This is a genomic window from Teretinema zuelzerae (assembly GCF_021021555.1).
GTDB classification, from domain to species: Bacteria; Spirochaetota; Spirochaetia; order Treponematales; family Treponemataceae; genus Teretinema; species Teretinema zuelzerae.
In genome coordinates, this window is record NZ_JAINWA010000003.1 from 840,596 (window position 1) to 857,171 (window position 16,576).

Consider the following 16,576-nt stretch of genomic DNA (forward strand, 5'->3'; position numbering starts at 1 on the left):
GAGTTACTTTTCAATCAGGGCCGGATTGGCGAAAACAGAGAGAGCCCAATAACAGAGAAAAAACCTGAACGACTCCTGCCGGTTGAGGCCCGCGTCGAGGGCAACGCTCACCAAAAGAGCCGAATACACGCCGGTGCGGCCGCTTCCGTAATCGAGCACCCAGCGGACAAAGGCCGAATCCTGATTCACATCGCGGATGAAATCGCTCACGATCCGCTGCAGCCTTCCGTCGGTCCGGTGGAAGCGCGAGGAATACTCGTCGTAGACTTCCTCCAGAATTCGGGGAGCGGCCGGATGGTCGCCGATATATTGTTCAAACAAATAAAAGAAGCGCTTGGGTACGCCCATGAGCTGGGAAAGAATTAAAATCGTTTCGTCGGTTATGTGTGCGGGCAGAGCTTCGTTCCGGAGCAGGTCGAGGAGGATGGGAACCGAGGCCGCGGTGCCGTATTCCTCCATTGCCTGAACGCCCCGGATCAATAAAAAGGGATTGGCGGTCGTAAGGAGCATATCGCTGACCATGAACTGTCCCTTTCCGTCCTTGAGCCGCGCGAGGGCGAGCATCGCTTCGCCGACCAACCGATAGTCGGGGCTTTTCAGGGCTTCGCGAAGTTTGGGAACCGCCTGTGAAACGCCGAATTTACCCAGAAACCGGGCAGCGAGGGCCGCCGTCGAAAAGGCGCCCTCCTCGAGCTCCCTGAGCAGGGCGTCGCGGATGCGCGAATCGAGGCGGTCGAGGGAGGAGACGGACTGGAGCGCTTCATAGCGGACGGCGAAGCGCGGGGACGAAAGATGGTCGAGAAGGCCGGATACCGAAACCCGGGATTTCACCTCGCCGAGCTCGGCGATTATTTCCGTTTCCTCGTCGGGATCCTCGTTCGCGTCGAGGCGCCTGAGCAGGGTGAGGGCGCGCATGTCCCGGGGAGAAAACAGAATCGCGAGGGTGTCCTTGACCGGATAGCTTCCCATGTCCTGCAGCTTTCGCTGGACAAGGGAGCCGAGCCAGATGAGCAGCACGCTTGCGAGGAAGAAGACTCGGAAGGCCCAGAGCCAGGGAAGCCCCGCTCCGGTGAGGAGGTCGAGAAAGGCGCCGCCGAAGGCAGAGCCGAGGGCTCCGGTTCCTCCGAGTATGAAATAATAGAGCATGCTGAGATCCATGATGGATTCTTTGGGCACCATGGCGAAAAAGTAGGTTTGAGCGGCGTTTTCCTGGCCCGCGAAGCCCATGTTCGTAGCCGCGGCGAAGAGGCAGAGGAAAACGAGGGAGAACAAGCCGAAGCCGATTCCCGGGGCGATAAGGGCGGGAATAAGGCTCAAGAGGCTCACTGTGGAGAAAATGATGTACATGGGCTTGGAGCCGAGCCGGTCTATCGCCAGGCGCATCACCAAGCCCATAGCGAGGGCGCCGACGCTCGAACAGAGCGTGAAGACGGTAACGAGGCTGTCCGTCTGGCCGTAGACGGTTTTGCAGTACACGATGATGAAGGGGCGCGCCATGCCGATGCCGAGTCCCATGATCAGATAGCTCAGGAGGAATCGCCTGAAATTCGGCTGAGAGAAGGATTCCTTTACGCGAGAAGCGAATGAAGAGCTCGCACTTCCCGGCAAATCCCTGGGCTTGCCCGGATCGGGAAGCCGGTATAACAGGGATGAGGCGATGATGCCGGTAATGATGCCGACGAGGGTTACCAGATTATAGGTATGCACTCCCGAATCCATCCACAAAAGAGCCGCGAGGCCGATCGTGGCGATAAGGGCGGTTCCGTTATTGATGAGCGAGAGGCGCACGATGTACTCGCCCCTATCCTTCCCGGGGGCCAGCACTCCGATGACGGGATTATTCGCAATGAGGCCGACGCCCCGGAACAGATTGAACAGGAAGACGCACAGCAGGAGAATGAAAATCGCGGCCCGGTTTTGCCCGCGGGCCGCGAGGTACGGAATGAACAGGAGGGGAACGAGAGACCAGTTGCGGAGCATCCAGCTGTTCGCGAAGGTCCGCACGAGGGTGCCCCGGCGGAGGGCCGCCTTGCCGAGCGGGATGGCGAAGAACGACAGATACATGAAGGCGCCGAGCAAACCGACGACGGTTCCGCTCGCGCCGATCGCCATGGCGTACAGCGTGATCGTATTGCCCGTCACCAGGGCGAAGGAAAAAGAGTTCACTGCGCTGTATGAATCGAAGATTCGCCGGCCCTGTTTGATTCTGAAAGGCGACAGTTGCTCAGTCATTGTTTTAATTGTATCTTTTCTGAATGAAACAGACAACCATACCCGCACGCAAAGACGTGCCGGCTCAGGATCAGTGGGATCTTTCGTCCTTGTTCCCGGGCGATGCCGAGTGGAATACGGCGCTCGACCGATTCGCTTCATATACAGACGCCGTCAACGCCTACCGCGAAAAGCTTTGCCCCGCGGAGGGCTCAGCCGCGCATTCAGGCGGCAGCCCGGCCGACTGGGCCGCGGCGCTCTCGCTCTGGGAAGAGGCGCAGCGGCTCGCGGAGCGGCTCGGAAACTACGCCTTCCTCAAAAAAAGCGCGGACGAAAGCGACAGCGCGAACCTCGACCGCACGGGACGCTACCTCATGGCGGCGAGCGCCTTCGAAGCCGCGCTCAGCTGGGTAGTGCCCGCCCTCCAGGCCCTCGGCGAAGACACGGTCCGTTCATGGATTTCGCCGGACGCTCCGGAACCGCTCAAATCGTCCTTTGCGCCCTTCGCCGTATGGATCGAAAAACTCCTCCGCCTCAAGCCCTTCATTCTTTCCGAAAAAGAAGAGCGGATTCTCGCTCTCCAGCTCGAAGCCCATCAGGCTCCCCGGAACGCCTTCTCCATTCTGACGAACGTCGACATCGATTTCGGAACCGTCAAGACCGAGAAGGGAGAAGAACCGCTGAGCCAGACGACCTGGTCGAAATTCCTGGAGAATCCCGACCGGGCCGTGCGGAAGCAGGCCTACGAAAAATTCTACGGAGCCTACGACGCCCACAAGAACACCCTCGCGACCCTCTACACCGGCAGCGTGAATCAGGACGTGGCGACAGCGCGCATCAGGGGCTACTCCTCAGCCCGCAAAATGGAGCTCTTTCCCGACCATGTCGACGAAGCCGTCTACGACAATCTCGTCAAGACGGTGAGATCCAACCTCGCCCCGCTCCACAAGTACTACGCGGTGCGCAAGCGCGCGCTGAAAGTAGACCAGCTGCGCCACTACGACGTATACGTACCCCTCGTCGGAGAAATCAAATCGACGACCCCGTACGGTCAGGCGGTCGAACTGATAACGGACGCCCTCGCCCCCCTCGGCGCCGAATATACGGACACCCTGAAAAAGGGCCTCCTCGGCGGATGGGTGGACCGGTACGAAAACAAGGGGAAACGCTCGGGCGCCTTTTCCTCCGGCGGCTACGACGGCTACCCCTACATCCTCATGAATTACAAGGAAGAGGTGCTCAGGGACGTGTTCACGCTCGCCCACGAAGGCGGACACTCCATGCACAGCCACTACTCGGCTCGCAGCAACCCCTTCATGTCCTACAACTACACGATCTTCGAAGCGGAAGTCGCCTCCACCTTCAACGAAGACCTCCTCTTCCGCCGCCTCATGAGCACGGCCAAGGACGAACGCATGAAGGCATACCTCCTTTCAACCCGCGCGAGCGACATTCTCGCAACCCTCTACCGCCAAACCATGTTCGCCGAATACGAACACCGCGCCCACGCGCTCGTGGAAGAGGGAACGCCGCTGACGGTCGAACTGCTGAGATCCGAATACCGCAGCCTTCTGGAAACCTATTTCGGACCGGAAATGGCCTTCGAAAACGAAAGCGATCTCGAGGGCTTGCGCATCCCCCACTTCTACAACGCCTACTACGTGTACAAGTACGCCACCGGCATATCCGCGTCGCTCGCCCTCGCGGAACGGGTGTCCTCGGGAGGAGACCGCGAACGGGACGACTACTTCGCCTTCCTGAAATCCGGAGGCTCGCGCTACCCGATCGACGCGCTGAAAGTCGCGGGAGTCGACATGCAAAGCCCGGCTCCGATCGAAGCCGCCTGCAAGTCCTTCGCCGCCATCGTCGATCAGCTGGACGCGATTCTCTAAATAAAAACAGGGCAGGATCTTCGATATGGGCGTAAGTGTTCCGCATGGAACCTGTCCATATTGAAGATCCGGTTGTTCTGGCTGCCCGGAATACCTTTCACATTTCCTACCTCTATCCCTGGCAACGGCTCGTGATAGCCAACATACTCGACGCCCTTGCGGCCGGCGAACACGCCCGTTCCTGCTCCCGCCCCGGAAACGTTTCCCCCGATGCCGAGGAAGAGCTTTTCGACGAAGACGGCTGCCTCCGCGGCCGCCAGATCATCCTCCTTCCCACGGGGGCCGGCAAATCCCTGTGCTTCCAGATTCCCGCCCTCTTCGCTGCAGGCCCGACCCTCGTAATCTATCCCCTGCTCGCGTTAATGGGAGACCAGAAACGCCGCATGGACGAGGGAGGACTCGAGCCCGCGCTGTTCAGGGGAGAGCAGAGCGCGGAGGAGCGGGAGGCGCAGTATCGCCGCCTGGAGGGACGCGACGGAAAACCGCCGGCCCGGCTGGTCATCGCGAATCCGGAGGTGCTCGCCGGAGAAAAGGTATTGTCGCGGATCGCGGCGATGAAGCCGGCTCATATCGCGATAGACGAGGCGCACTGCGTCTCCGAGTGGGGAGACACCTTCCGGCCCTCGTACCTGGAGTTGGGCCGCATCATAGACAGGCTCGGCGCTCCGGCGGTTTCAGCCTTCACCGCCACGGCCTCGCCGCCGGTGCTGGAGAGGATCGCGGAGGTGCTGTTCGGCGGGCGGGCCCATCTGGTGCGCGGCGAGGCAGACCGTCCGAACATCCGCTACGAGGCGGTGAGTTGCAGAATGAAGGAGGCCGCGCTGGCGAGAACAGTGCATCGATCGGCGCGGCCCCTCGTCGTGTTTTGCGCGACCCGCGGCGGAACGGAGCGCACGGCCCGCCTCCTCCGGAGCGTGCTCGGAGACCAGGACATCCGGTTTTACCACGCGGGCCTCCAAAAGGAGGAAAAGATCGAAGTAGAAGCGTGGTTCCACGGCCATGACCGGGCGGTGCTCTGCACGACCTGCGCTTGGGGAATGGGCGTCGACAAGAAAAACGTGCGCACGGTGATACACCGCGATCCGCCCCCGACTGCGGAGGCCTATATCCAGGAAGCCGGCCGCGGGGGAAGGGACGGAGGCCAGGCTCGCGCGGTGCTGTTGTGGAGTCCATCGGATTCGGCGAGAATCCGGCGGATGAAGGACGGAGCGGCGAAAGAGCGAGCGAAGGTTCTTGAAAAAGCGGCCTCGGGAGCGGAATGCCGGCGGCTGGTTCTCCTCAAGGCGCTGGGCGATCCGCGCGCGGGCGGGGACGGCAAAGGCGGCGAAACCCTTGCCTGTTCGGGCTGCGATGTGTGCGGCGGTACGGCCGCTCCGCCCGGGAAGGAAAGCGAAGACGGGCAAATCGTATTGGATTTTATCAGGAAAAACGGAAAGGCGTATTCGGCGACGGAGGCCGCGGGAATGCTCGAAAACGAAGCGAACCGGGCTTCAAGACTGAAGGACGGCATCGAATACTGGGCGCGGGGATATTTTATATCCGCTCTTACGGAATTCGAAAAAGAAGGAACGCTTACTACTTATCAATACTGGCCGTGGAAGGACCGCATCGGAGCGGTCAATCCTCGCCATCGTCGACTTCTTCTTCGTCGTCCTCATCGGAATTTTTTTTCTTGTCTTCTTTCTTCGGTTCGGCGGAGGCCTTCACCGGACGAGGACGGGGAGGTCTTTTCCGGTAGCGGACGATCCAGCTCACGATGTTGATATAGAGGGCGATCACGATGGTCACGCCGAGCACTTCGGGGGACAGAATCACCTGTTTCAGCAAAATCAATAGTTCCATCAGTGTCATTGTATTCGCAGTATCGGCAGAGATCCGCTTGCGCTTGACCTCCATTCCCCCTGAACGATAGGATGGGCTCATGACTGGAATCGTGGACTATAACGCAGGAAATATCAGAAGCGTGGAGCTGGCTCTGCTCTCTCTCGGAGTCGAATACCGCATTTCCAAGAACCCGAAAGACCTTGAAGGTTCGGACCGCCTCATATTCCCCGGCGTCGGAGAAGCGAAATTCGCCATGCAGGAATTGAGGAAGACCGGGTTCGACGCCTTCCTTAAAGACTGGGCGGCCGCCGACAAGCCGCTACTGGGAGTGTGTCTCGGTTCGCAGATTATTTTCGACCATTCGGAAGAAGGCGACACGGCCTGCCTCGGCCTGATTCCCGGCCGCATCCGGAGATTCCCCGAAAACTTCCGGGGAATCGGGCTGAAAGTTCCGCACATGGGATGGAACGACATTGCCTATGCAAACGGCGGTTCTCCCCTTTTCGACGGCGTGCCGGAAGGCCGCGACTTCTATTTCGTCCACTCCTATTACATCGATCCGGCCGATCCGAAGGCGATCTCCGCGACGGCTGATTACGGATTCCCCGTTCCCTGCGCAATCAAGCGGGGAAATCTGGAAGCAGTGCAGTTCCATCCGGAAAAATCGTCCCTCGCGGGACTCAGGCTGCTTTCGAATTTCTGCGGAAAAACTTGGGGAGGCCCGGCATGCTGAAAAAACGAATCATCGTCTGTCTCGACGTGAAAGACGGCAGAACCACCAAGGGCGTGAAGTTCCTGGACAACGTGGACATCGGAGATCCGGTGGTCATGGCTGAGGAATACTACCGGCAGGGCGTCGACGAACTGGTGTTCTACGACATCATGGCGTCGGCTCGAGACAGGGGTCCGACGCTGGATCTCATCAGGCGGGTCGCCGAAACCATCCATATTCCCTTTTGCGTGGGAGGCGGAATCTCGACGGTCGAGGATATCAGAAACACCATTCTCGCGGGAGCGGAAAAGGTGAGCCTTAATTCTCCCGCCGTCAGGAACCCGAAACTTCTTACAGAAGGAGCGGCCATTTTCGGAAACCAGTGCATCGTTCTCGGCATGGACGCGAAAAAAGATCCGGGGATGCCTTCCGGCTACCGCATCTACGTGAACGGCGGACGCGTCGCGACGGACCTCGACGCCCTTGAGTGGGCTATCCGCGCCGAACGGCTCGGAGCCGGGGAAATCGTGCTCAACTCGATCGACGCCGACGGCACCCGAGACGGCTACGAACTGACAATCACCAAAATGATCAGCGAAAACGTCGGCATTCCCGTCGTCGCCTCAGGCGGAGCCGGAAAGCCGGCGCATATGGCCGAGGTCCTCGGTCCGGGCAAGGCCGACGCGGCGCTGATCGCCTCGATGGTCCACTCCGGCGACTATACGATCGGCTCGATCAAAGCCGACCTCGCCGCCCGCGGCATTCCCGTCAGAAGATAGCGGGGCGAGCACGTCAGAGTGCTCGCTTACCGCCAGCCGGTCGCTTACCGCAAGCGGGTCGCGCATACCGCCGGCGTGCTCGCATACCGCCAGCGTGCTCGCATACCGCCAGAGTGCTCGCGTGCCGCCAGCGTGCTCGCATACCGCCAGCGTGCTTGCGTGCCGCCAGCGTGTTCGCTTACCGCCGGCGTGTTTGCTTACCGCCAGAGTGTTCGCATACCGCCAGAGTGTTCGCATACCGCCAGCATGCTTGCATGCCGCCAGAGTGCTCGCATACCGCCGGCGTGCTCGCTTACCGCCAGCGTGTTCGCTTACCGCCAGAGTGTTTGCTTACCGCCAGCGGAATACGCTTACTGGAGTGCGGCGCCTTCGAGGGGCTGGTCGGCAGCTCCTTCGACTGAAGGCGGGGGCGCGGTTTCTTTCTGTTTCATATCTTCCAAAGTCTCCCCGAACCGGGTCGGAAAGTCGCCCGACACCAGGAGAATCTCGGAATTTCCGTCCGCGCGGAGGTAGGATTGGCTCGGAATCGATGCAGTCTTGCCCAGAACAAGGGCGCGAACTGTCTTGCCCTTCGCCTTCGCGGTAACGCGAAATGCGGCGTCGTCGGCAAAACCGAATCTTTCTCCGTCGCCTCCGGCGGAAACCACGCTCAACACCCTGATCGATCCAAGAGATTCCGCAAGGGATTTCGCCTTGGCCTGATCGGCGGGGACGCGGTCGGTGGATCCGTCCAGAGAGCCCGCCGTCCACACATCGCCGGTCAGGGAAAGGGACCAGGCGGTCCCGTCCGTTTTCTCGACCGCGATGAAATCGATGCCCTCGGCAATCAGGCTTTTCGGGGAATCGCGGCCGTCGAGAACAAGCTGGAACGCGTACACTGTCAAAAGGACCCCGAGGGCCCCGAGCAAAACCGCCTTCCGCGGCGCTATTTTCATCATTCGGCAACCTCCGTGTTATGAGTGCGGGCGGGCATGTATTGATCCTTGATGCGCTTCCTGCGAGCGACCCGCAGGCGCCACACAGCGAATCCTATCAGAATGACCGCCGCGGGGAGTCCGTACAGGTTCACCGCGCGGACGGCGTCCCGCTGAGCCTTGGTGGTTTTATCGAGGGTATTTAGGGACAGGCCCTTGGTCCGCATCGGGATAAGGTCGCTGTTTCCGTTCAGCCAGTCGATCGCGTTGCGCACGAGAATCGCCACCGGCTGGCTGCCTTTCTCGTCCATGACGGAGGGCGTGGTAATGGCGGAAGATCCGAAAATTGCCACGCGTCCGCTCTGGGCCGACGAAGAAAGATGTCTGGTAGCCGAGAGATCTGCCGATTGGACCGGGGACGCCGCCTGTTTTTTCCCGGCGTCGGCTTCGCCCTCCTCGGCCGGAATTTCAGTGGTAGGAGGAGACGCGAACGCGCTCGGGAAGGTTCCCTCGATCAAGGCGGCGAGGGTCTTCGATTCCATCGCGTCCTCGGAAGGCGGCATGATGGAATACGGATTCAAACTCGTGATCTTCTCGGGAATCCAGGATTCGCGGGAGGACGAGGCAAGCGGGGTAAAGCTCAAACCCTGAGAGAGAGAGGGAGCCGAAAGGGCGCCGGTTTGCAGGAAAAGCACGTAGGCGAGATTTTTGGAAACCGGATGCTTCGGGTTAAGACCCTCTTTCGGAAGCTGGGGCACATAGTAGAGCGGCACGTCGCCCGCTCCCTGCTGCCGCGCGACGTAGCAGGCCTTGTCCATCACGTAGGACGAGCTGAACTCGACTCCCCAAGCAGTTAAAAGCTTCTGCAGTCCGGTATCGATCGACTCATAGGTCGGCTGGGCGCCGTACATCTGCATTTGCTGGTCGGGCAGGATTTCCGCGATCGGATCAAGGAGGAGGAAGAGATTTCCGCCCCGCATGAGGAACTGGTCGAGGGCATAGAGCTCGTCTTCGGAGAAGGCGGAGCGCGGTCCGTTGATCATAATGGAAGACACCGCCGCAGGCACGTCCTGAACCTTTTCATACTCGGTCAAACTGTAGCGGTCCTGCACCAGAGACTGAAGCCGGGCGGCGCCCGAGCGCGCGTCCCAGAGGCTCTTTTCGCCGTGGCCGGTCAGATAGGCCGTTTCCACCGATCGGGAAAGGAGGCTCTGCAGGGCTCCTGAAATGGAATCTTCGAGCGTCTCGAGGCCGCGGATGCCGTAGCCGCCGAACAGACCGCGCGTTAATTCAAGGGGAATCGAAATAAAGCGGTCGCCCTTTTCCAGCGTGAGGCCGAGCAGACCCGAACCCTCGGGCGTTCCGTCCCTGCCTGCGGCCCAGCTTATCTTTTGCAGACCGTACTTGCCGACGAGGGCGTCCATGTCGAGCGGGGCGGGATCCACGGAAGAAAACACGATCCGGTTGCGGTTGCGCTTATTCACCCGGTCGAGGGCGGAGGACACTTCGCCCGGAAGCTCCTTGAAGCCGCCGATGCCGAATTTGCCGAGAGAAGAGGAAGCGTAGAGGGTGAGCTGAATCTTTCCGTCGAGGCCGGCGAGGGTGTCGTTCATGGCGATCATCCGTCCGAGCGTGGTGGTGAGCCGGTACTCGAGTCCCTCGGTCGTCGTCAGGGAGTCGAGCACCTCGGCCCCGTCGCCGTAGACGAGGACAAGGCCCATCCATGCGGATTTGAGCCCGACCTCGGTATCCTTGACCTCCTGCACCTGAACGTTCTGGAGCCCCCAGGCCTGCGCCTGCTGGCGGTTCTCCGCCTCCTCCATGTCCAGGAACTGATAGGCGAAGCGGCCCTTTTTCGCGTGTCCGCGGTATTCGGACAATAAATCGTCGAGATAGCTTTCAACGCTGTTGTACGGAGACGGCAGATTCTTCGTGAAATACACGCGCACGGACACCGGCTCTTCAAGCGAAGACACCAGCTCCCGGCTCGCCTGCGAAAGAGAATACGACCCTTGAGAGGTCAGATCGAGGCGGAAGAAAGCCCGCGCGCCGACGAGGTTCGCGAGCGCGATGACCAACACGAGCAACAGAAAATCGCTTTTCGGGCCCATGAGCCAGGCGCCGAATTTCTTAAAGGAATGCATCAGGCTGTCCTCCTGTCGTCGAGGTTGCGCACCGTCATCGCGAGGAACAGCGCGGTGAGAGATGCGAAGTACAGAAGATCGCGGGTGTCGAGTATGCCCCGGCTCACCGCCTCGAAATGGGAGGAGGAGCCGAGGAATTCCACCGGAGCGACCAAAAAGGGCGGAAGGAAGATCGCGAACTGATGCGCGAGCGTCAACATAATGCAGAGGGAAAACGCGACGAAGAAGGCAAGAATCTGGTTCTTCGTTACGGACGACGCGTACAGTCCGATGGAGGCGTACGCGGCGGCAAGAAAGAGGGCGCCCAGGTATCCGCCGGCAATCGGGCCCGGATCGGGATTGCCGATCATGCCGATGGAAAACACATAGGCCAGGGAGGGCGCGAGCATCCCCGCGACGAAGACCACGACGGAAAGAAACTTGGCCGCCGTCACATGGGCGCCGGTAACCGGCAGCGTGAGCAGGGTTTCAAGGCTGCCGCTCCGGGACTCCTCGGCTAACAGGCGCATCGTCAGCGCCGGAAGAAAAAAAGAAAAGAGAATCGGCAAGAGGGAAAAGAAGTTCCGCATCTCCGCCCGGTTTACCAGGAAAAAGGTCGGAAAAAACAGAAATCCGGAAAAGGCTAAAAAAAGCACCGTCACGATCCACGCGACCGGGCTCTGATACAGGGCGCCCAGTTCCCGCTTCAGGAGAACGGTCCAAACCGGTGATGAACGCTTCATGAAAGGTCTCCTCCAGAGGTGAGAGTTCTAAATACGTCTTCGAGCGAATTGCGCTCAAGGCCGAGCTCGTAGAGCGTCCAGCCCTTGCCGTGGACCAGGCGCGAAACCGCGCCGCGAAGGTCCCCGTCTCCCTCGACCGACACCACAGCGGAAGCGAGCTTCCCGTCCGGAGTGTCCTCTCCCGCGGCCGCTTGCCCTCCGTCTCCGGCGAAGCCGTCGACGGCGGACGCCCCGGCGGCTCCCTCAAGCGAACCCAGGGCCGCGGCGAGCTCGGCGGAAGAGCATCCCGCCGCCGACACGCGCACCGCGGAGCTGCGGCCGAACCGCGTTTTCAGTTCGCCGGTCGGGCTGTCCGCCGCGATCTTTCCCCGGGAAATAATGATGACGCGGTCGCAGAGCATCTCGACCTCGCCCAAAATATGAGTGGAAATAATGACGGTCCGGGTTTTCCCGATCTCGCGGATGAGCTTGCGCACTTCGATGATCTGGTTGGGATCGAGGCCGGACGTCGGCTCGTCGAGAATCAGGATTTCAGGATCCTGCATCAGGGCGTGCGCAAGGCCGACCCGCTGGCGGTAGCCGCGCGAAAGGTCGCTGATGTTTTTATGCATCACCTCGGCAAGGCCGCACATCCGTGCGAGCTGGGGAACGCGCTCGGAAGCGTCCACGCCCTGGACGGCCGCCACGTATTCGAGGTAATCCGCGGTGATCATGTCGGAATACAGGGGCGCCGACTCGGGCATGTACCCGATTTTCCGCTTCGCTTTTTCGCTGTTCGAAAGGATGTTTTCCCCGTCGATCAAAATAACGCCCGCGGTCGGCTCAAGGTAGCCGGTGATCATCCGCATCGTTGTCGTTTTTCCTGCGCCGTTCGGCCCCAAAAGCCCGACGATCTCGCCCTTCTGAATAGAAAAGCTGATGCCGTCGACCGCCGTAAAGGTTCCGAACCGCCGGGAAACCTGCTGAACTTCGATCATGTTTCCTCCGGTTTTTATATTGAATTCCAAAACTGTGCCGTTTAACAAAACACAAAAAAAAGCGCCGAGTTACAAAAACATTTCGGATAACAAAAAAATCGAGGCAGACAAAAGGACCTTCGGCGCGCCGGCCTCAGGCCGGCTCACGGGCCATGCGCGGAGCCCCCGCGAAGAAAGTCCTTGCAAGGGCGCGTCTCCCCTCCCCGCCTCCTGCCTCCGGTTCACAACCGAAAGCACTCACCCGATATAGCGAGCTGAGCTCGCAGCTGAATCTCAGTGAAAGCCCTCACCCTATGTAGCGAGCTCGGCTTGTCGGGGTTTCCCAGACGTCGACCGCGTAAAGAGGAACTTCGGGAAGCATGGACTTGAGCTCGATGAAAATGTAGGCGGCGATCCGTTCGGCGCTCGGGTTGCGGTCGAAGGCAGCCATATCGTTAAGGTTGCTGTGGTCCAGGGCCGCGCATACGTCCCGCAGCGCTTTTTTCAGCACGCCGAAGTCCACCAGCATGCCGCCTGAATCGAGGGTTTCCCCGCGCGCGTGGGCGTGAACCAGATAATTATGACCGTGCAGGCGCTCGCACTTTCCATGGTAATCGGACAAAAAATGGGCGGCCGCGAAATCGGCCTCTACTCGTATCTCAAACATGCTCCGATACTACCGGGAAGGTGTTGCAAACACAAGATGGGGTTGATACAATCTGCGTCAGTATGAGTAAAAGACTATCCAGCTTCCTCAACGCGATCCCCGTCATTTCCGTCTCCGGCAACGCCGACCCGAAAATTTCCTCCCTTGCATACGACTCCCGGAAAGTTCTTCCGGGCGCCCTCTTTTTCGCCCTTCCCGGCCTCCATGCCGACGGTGCGCGATTCATTCCCCAGGCGGTCGCCTCAGGAGCGAAGGCTGTCGTGCACGCGGGAACGCTCCCCGCCGAAAGCGGATACGCCGAGCCCGGCGTGGTCTACGTCAGGGTGGAAGATCCGCGTTTCGCCATGTCGCCGCTCTCGGCGGCCTTCCACGACCATCCGTCGCGGGACATGGCCGTCGTCGGAGTAACCGGCACCGAGGGAAAAAGCACCACGGTGTCCCTCATCTTCCAGCTGCTCCGGCTCTGCGGCGAGAAAGCCGGCTTCATCTCCACGGTGGATTATTCCCTCGGCGGGGAGGTTCTCCCCAATCCCGAACACCAGACGACGCCGGAAGCGGTCACCATCCATGAAAAGCTCGCCCGAATGCGGGAGTCAGGCTGCGCCTACGCGGTCATCGAATCCTCGTCCCACGGCCTTTCGCCCCGGACGAACCGCCTGGGAGACGTGCTTTTCGACGTGGGAGTGATGACGAACGTAACCCATGAGCACCTCGAATTCCACGGGACGCACGAACAATACAAAAGCGACAAGGCGAATCTCTTCCGCGCCCTCGACCTGCATGACCATCTGAAAGGCGGAAAACAGATTCCCTCCTTCGGAGTGGTGAACGACGAAGATCCTGCTGCCTCCTATTTCCGCGCCGCGACGAAAAAGTCCGTGTACGGCTTTTCCACCTGGGCCTCCACCAAGCAGGGAGGACTCTCCGCGGAATCCATCGAAGCCGATGCCGCCGGGGTGTTCTTCAAATTGAACGAATCCGGAGACCGTTCCTATCCGGTTCGCATCAACCTTCCGGGAGCCTTCAACGTCCGCAACGTCATGGCTACCGTCATCGCGGTCTCGGGACTCCTGAAAAAACCGGTGGCGGAACTGGTTCCCCTCCTCCCGCTTCTCAAGCCGGTCGCCGGCCGCATGACAGTCGTCGATCAGGGCCAGCCCTTCGAGGTCATCGTCGATTACGCCCACACTCCCTCGTCCTTTCAAGCCGTATTCCCCTCCCTGCGCAAGCGCATCGGAGGAAGGATCATCTCCCTGTTCGGCTCGGGAGGCGAACGCGACACGCTGAAAAGGCCTGAACAGGGCCGCATCGCCGCCGACTATTCCGACGTCATCATCCTCGCGGACGAAGATCCGCGCGGAGAAGACCCGGTAGAGCTCCTCGAAATGATCGCGGCAGGGTGCCCCGAGAAAAAGCGGAACGAGGAACTCTACATCATTCCGAACCGGCCCCAAGCGATCCGCAAAGCTTACTCCCTGGCGCAGCCGGGCGATCTGGTGCTCCTGCTCGGCAAGGGGCACGAAAACTCGATTATTTACAAGGATCGCACCGATCCGTACGACGAGATAGGAGAAGCCCGGACGGCTCTGGCCGAAATGGGCTACGGAGGAAAAAAATGAATATTGCGGTACTCTACGGCGGAAAATCCGGCGAACACGAAGTTTCGCTCCGCTCGGCCTCGGCCATCGCGCGGCACATCCCCGCGGAAGCCAACGGAGTCGTTCTCATCGGCATAACCAAGAACGGCGCCTGGCACCTCCAAAGCGGCGAAGCGCTTCAGAAAGTGCGCTCGGACCACTCGGCCCTCCTGACGGTAGAAGAAAGCCCGGAAACCCTCGTGTCGGTCGTGCCGGGAGCAGGCGGCGCCGGAGCCCTCAGATGCGCGGGCAAGGCAATCCCCGTCGACGTCGTGTTTCCCGTACTCCACGGAACCTTCGGAGAGGACGGAACAGTCCAGGGCCTCTGCGAAATGGCGGACCTCCCCTATGTAGGCGGCGGAGTCATGGCGAGCGCCGTCGCGATGGACAAGGAAAAAACGAAGATACTGTGGCAGGCGGCAGGGTTGCCGGTAGTCCCCTTCATCGCGGTCAAATATGCGCACTGGGTAAACGAGGCCGAACGGCGCCTCCTTGTCCAGAAGGCGGACAAGGAACTCGGCTGGCCGATGTTCGTCAAACCCGCCTGCGCGGGCAGCTCGGTGGGCGCCGCGCGCGCCTCCAACGCAGAAGAACTTGAAAAGCGCGCGGGAGAAGCCTTCGCCTGGGACGACAAAATCATCATCGAACCCTTCATCCCCGCCCGGGAAATCGAATGCTCGGTCACCGGAAACGAAGCTCCGGTAGCCTACACTCCGGGAGAAATCATCCCTACCCACGAGTTCTACGATTACGACGCGAAGTACAACGATCCCGACGGCGCATCGCTTAAAATCCCCGCGGACCTGAGCGATCAGACGACCAAGAAAGTACGCCAGATCGCGGTGGAAGCGTACAAGACGCTCGACCTCTCAGGCCTTTCCCGCGTGGACTTCTTCATCGACAAACGCAACGACGCCCTCTATCTCAACGAAATCAATACTATTCCCGGCTTCACCTCGATATCGATGTTCGCTAAAATGTGCGAGGCTTCCGGCCTCCCCTACCCAGATCTGGTGATGAAGCTCGTTCATTTGGCAAAAGCCCGTTTCGATGCCCGGAGAAATCTCAGGACCAGCCGCGCATGACGCTTCCCTTCTATAAGCTGCATATCGCGGGCAACGGATTCGTGCTTATCGACGCCGGGCAGGTGGAACAAGACCTGCTCGAACGCCGGAAAAAGGCGGAATCCGACGCCGCCAGGGCGGATTCGCGCGGATGCTCAGGCTGCGGAACCGGCGCCCACGCCGAAGACGGCGCAGCCTCGAAGGCAGACTCCTCTCTCTCGCCGTCGCTCAAAGACCCCCTCTTTCTCAGAAAAGCAGGAAGGGCGCTCTGCGACCGCCGCTACGGAGTCGGCGCCTCCGGCGTCATATTTCTGTGGCCTGACAACAGCGTGCGGGTGATAAACCAGAAGGGAGAGGACATGCATCGCCCGGACGACGCGCTCTTGTGCGCCGCGCGCTATGCCTACGACTCGGGAAGAGCCTTCGCCAGGGCGAAGGGACACCCCAACTCGCAGGCCCTGCGCTTCATGCTGCCGAGGGGCGAAGTTCTGCTGGATGTGCTGGGAGCCCATGAATTCCGTCTCGCTCTCGGCGCGCCCTTTTCGATGCCCGGAGGAATCGTCATCGACCCTGAAACTCCCCGGCCTCTTGAAACCCTGGAAATCGACGGAATCGGAACCGGCATGGCGGCCGTCCACGCGAGGGAAGATACGGTTATCGCCTTTCCCCGAAGCGGAGCTGAGCTTTCCTGGGAAACCTGCGTCCGCCTCGTTCAAAAAGCCTTCCCGGACCGGCGAGTTCAAACCATAATCGCCCAGGCGGTCACCGCCGAAACGCTGTCGATAAAAACTCATCCCCTTCCCGAATCCGGCGCGTGCGCCGCCGCCGCGGCAAGCTTGACCGCGGCCGCCTGCGCGGGCATGACGGGAATGGAAGCGCTCGTGCTGTTCACGGGCCGGGGGGTCGACTCCGGTTCCGAGGAAATACTCTCTCCGGACAGAGGAAACTCGAGGAGGCTCGGTGTTCAGTGGGATGCGAAAGCCAACGAGCTGTACGTCGTCGGCTCGGGCGGGTATCTGTTCGAAGGACGCTTCGACCTTCCCTAGCGCTCAGG

The 16,576-nt window shown here is 60.5% G+C and carries 13 protein-coding genes; 7 read left to right on the forward strand and 6 right to left on the reverse strand.

Annotation, left to right across the window (positions count from 1 at the left end):
* Window positions 1-3 precede the first annotated feature (3 nt).
* Window positions 4-2,232, reverse strand: coding sequence for an MFS transporter (locus tag K7J14_RS11040; RefSeq protein WP_230756139.1), 2,229 nt, complete (start codon window positions 2,230-2,232; stop codon window positions 4-6).
* 23 nt (window positions 2,233-2,255) lie between these two features.
* Here K7J14_RS11040 and pepF point away from each other — a divergent pair, with 23 nt between their 5' ends.
* From pepF to hisF, 4 genes are all read left to right on the forward strand, one after another.
* Window positions 2,256-4,103, forward strand: coding sequence for an oligoendopeptidase F (gene pepF / locus K7J14_RS11045; RefSeq protein ID WP_230756141.1), 1,848 nt, complete (start codon window positions 2,256-2,258; stop codon window positions 4,101-4,103).
* 44 nt (window positions 4,104-4,147) lie between these two features.
* A complete protein-coding gene (locus tag K7J14_RS11050; protein WP_230756143.1) occupies window positions 4,148-5,866 on the forward strand; it encodes a RecQ family ATP-dependent DNA helicase in 1,719 nt (572 codons plus the stop codon).
* 158 nt (window positions 5,867-6,024) lie between these two features.
* Window positions 6,025-6,660 (forward strand): imidazole glycerol phosphate synthase subunit HisH, encoded by a 636-nt coding sequence (gene hisH, locus K7J14_RS11055; protein WP_230756146.1) that lies wholly within the window; start codon window positions 6,025-6,027, stop codon window positions 6,658-6,660.
* Window positions 6,654-7,418: an imidazole glycerol phosphate synthase subunit HisF gene (hisF, locus tag K7J14_RS11060; RefSeq protein ID WP_230756147.1), complete on the forward strand. Its 765-nt coding sequence runs from the start codon at window positions 6,654-6,656 to the stop codon at window positions 7,416-7,418. Before hisH ends, hisF begins: the two co-directional genes overlap by 7 nt.
* Before the next feature lie 350 nt (window positions 7,419-7,768).
* On the opposite strand, the gene K7J14_RS11065 is transcribed toward hisF, so the two are convergent.
* The 5 genes from K7J14_RS11065 to queD form a co-directional block, all read right to left on the reverse strand.
* A complete protein-coding gene (locus tag K7J14_RS11065; RefSeq protein WP_230756150.1) occupies window positions 7,769-8,356 on the reverse strand; it encodes a DUF4340 domain-containing protein in 588 nt (195 codons plus the stop codon).
* The gene (locus tag K7J14_RS11070) at window positions 8,353-10,476 is read right to left on the reverse strand and encodes a GldG family protein (RefSeq protein WP_230756152.1); all 2,124 of its coding nucleotides are present in this window, start codon (window positions 10,474-10,476) and stop codon (window positions 8,353-8,355) included. The genes K7J14_RS11065 and K7J14_RS11070 overlap by 4 nt, the downstream gene beginning before the upstream one ends.
* Window positions 10,476-11,198 carry an ABC transporter permease gene (locus tag K7J14_RS11075; RefSeq protein ID WP_230756154.1) on the reverse strand — a complete coding sequence of 241 codons (723 nt, stop codon included), beginning with the start codon at window positions 11,196-11,198 and terminating at the stop codon, window positions 10,476-10,478. Before K7J14_RS11075 ends, K7J14_RS11070 begins: the two co-directional genes overlap by 1 nt.
* A complete protein-coding gene (locus tag K7J14_RS11080; RefSeq protein WP_230756157.1) occupies window positions 11,195-12,175 on the reverse strand; it encodes an ATP-binding cassette domain-containing protein in 981 nt (326 codons plus the stop codon). Before K7J14_RS11080 ends, K7J14_RS11075 begins: the two co-directional genes overlap by 4 nt.
* Window positions 12,176-12,461: 286 nt before the next feature.
* Window positions 12,462-12,821: a 6-carboxytetrahydropterin synthase QueD gene (gene queD / locus K7J14_RS11085; protein WP_230756159.1), complete on the reverse strand. Its 360-nt coding sequence runs from the start codon at window positions 12,819-12,821 to the stop codon at window positions 12,462-12,464.
* Window positions 12,822-12,883: 62 nt separating this feature from the next.
* Here queD and K7J14_RS11090 point away from each other — a divergent pair, with 62 nt between their 5' ends.
* From K7J14_RS11090 to K7J14_RS11100, 3 genes are read left to right on the forward strand one after another with little or no spacing between them, the layout of a single operon-like run.
* The gene (locus K7J14_RS11090) at window positions 12,884-14,440 is read left to right on the forward strand and encodes a UDP-N-acetylmuramoyl-L-alanyl-D-glutamate--2,6-diaminopimelate ligase (RefSeq protein WP_230756161.1); all 1,557 of its coding nucleotides are present in this window, start codon (window positions 12,884-12,886) and stop codon (window positions 14,438-14,440) included.
* Complete coding sequence (locus tag K7J14_RS11095) at window positions 14,437-15,543, forward strand: D-alanine--D-alanine ligase family protein (RefSeq protein WP_230756163.1); 1,107 nt, start codon at window positions 14,437-14,439, stop codon at window positions 15,541-15,543. The genes K7J14_RS11090 and K7J14_RS11095 overlap by 4 nt, the downstream gene beginning before the upstream one ends.
* Complete coding sequence (locus K7J14_RS11100; RefSeq protein WP_230756165.1) at window positions 15,540-16,568, forward strand: diaminopimelate epimerase; 1,029 nt, start codon at window positions 15,540-15,542, stop codon at window positions 16,566-16,568. The genes K7J14_RS11095 and K7J14_RS11100 overlap by 4 nt, the downstream gene beginning before the upstream one ends.
* Window positions 16,569-16,576 lie beyond the last annotated feature (8 nt).

What these genes read in the sequence shown, in the direction of transcription:
- K7J14_RS11040 (WP_230756139.1), bottom strand. Translation starts at nt 2,232, where the DNA reads ATGACTGAGCAACTGTCGCCTTTCAGAATCAAACAGGGCCGGCGAATC.
- pepF (WP_230756141.1), top strand. Translation starts at nt 2,256, where the DNA reads ATGAAACAGACAACCATACCCGCACGCAAAGACGTGCCGGCTCAGGAT.
- K7J14_RS11050 (WP_230756143.1), top strand. Translation starts at nt 4,148, where the DNA reads ATGGAACCTGTCCATATTGAAGATCCGGTTGTTCTGGCTGCCCGGAAT.
- hisH (WP_230756146.1), top strand. Translation starts at nt 6,025, where the DNA reads ATGACTGGAATCGTGGACTATAACGCAGGAAATATCAGAAGCGTGGAG.
- hisF (WP_230756147.1), top strand. Translation starts at nt 6,654, where the DNA reads ATGCTGAAAAAACGAATCATCGTCTGTCTCGACGTGAAAGACGGCAGA.
- K7J14_RS11065 (WP_230756150.1), bottom strand. Translation starts at nt 8,356, where the DNA reads ATGATGAAAATAGCGCCGCGGAAGGCGGTTTTGCTCGGGGCCCTCGGG.
- K7J14_RS11070 (WP_230756152.1), bottom strand. Translation starts at nt 10,476, where the DNA reads ATGCATTCCTTTAAGAAATTCGGCGCCTGGCTCATGGGCCCGAAAAGC.
- K7J14_RS11075 (WP_230756154.1), bottom strand. Translation starts at nt 11,198, where the DNA reads ATGAAGCGTTCATCACCGGTTTGGACCGTTCTCCTGAAGCGGGAACTG.
- K7J14_RS11080 (WP_230756157.1), bottom strand. Translation starts at nt 12,175, where the DNA reads ATGATCGAAGTTCAGCAGGTTTCCCGGCGGTTCGGAACCTTTACGGCG.
- queD (WP_230756159.1), bottom strand. Translation starts at nt 12,821, where the DNA reads ATGTTTGAGATACGAGTAGAGGCCGATTTCGCGGCCGCCCATTTTTTG.
- K7J14_RS11090 (WP_230756161.1), top strand. Translation starts at nt 12,884, where the DNA reads ATGAGTAAAAGACTATCCAGCTTCCTCAACGCGATCCCCGTCATTTCC.
- K7J14_RS11095 (WP_230756163.1), top strand. Translation starts at nt 14,437, where the DNA reads ATGAATATTGCGGTACTCTACGGCGGAAAATCCGGCGAACACGAAGTT.
- K7J14_RS11100 (WP_230756165.1), top strand. Translation starts at nt 15,540, where the DNA reads ATGACGCTTCCCTTCTATAAGCTGCATATCGCGGGCAACGGATTCGTG.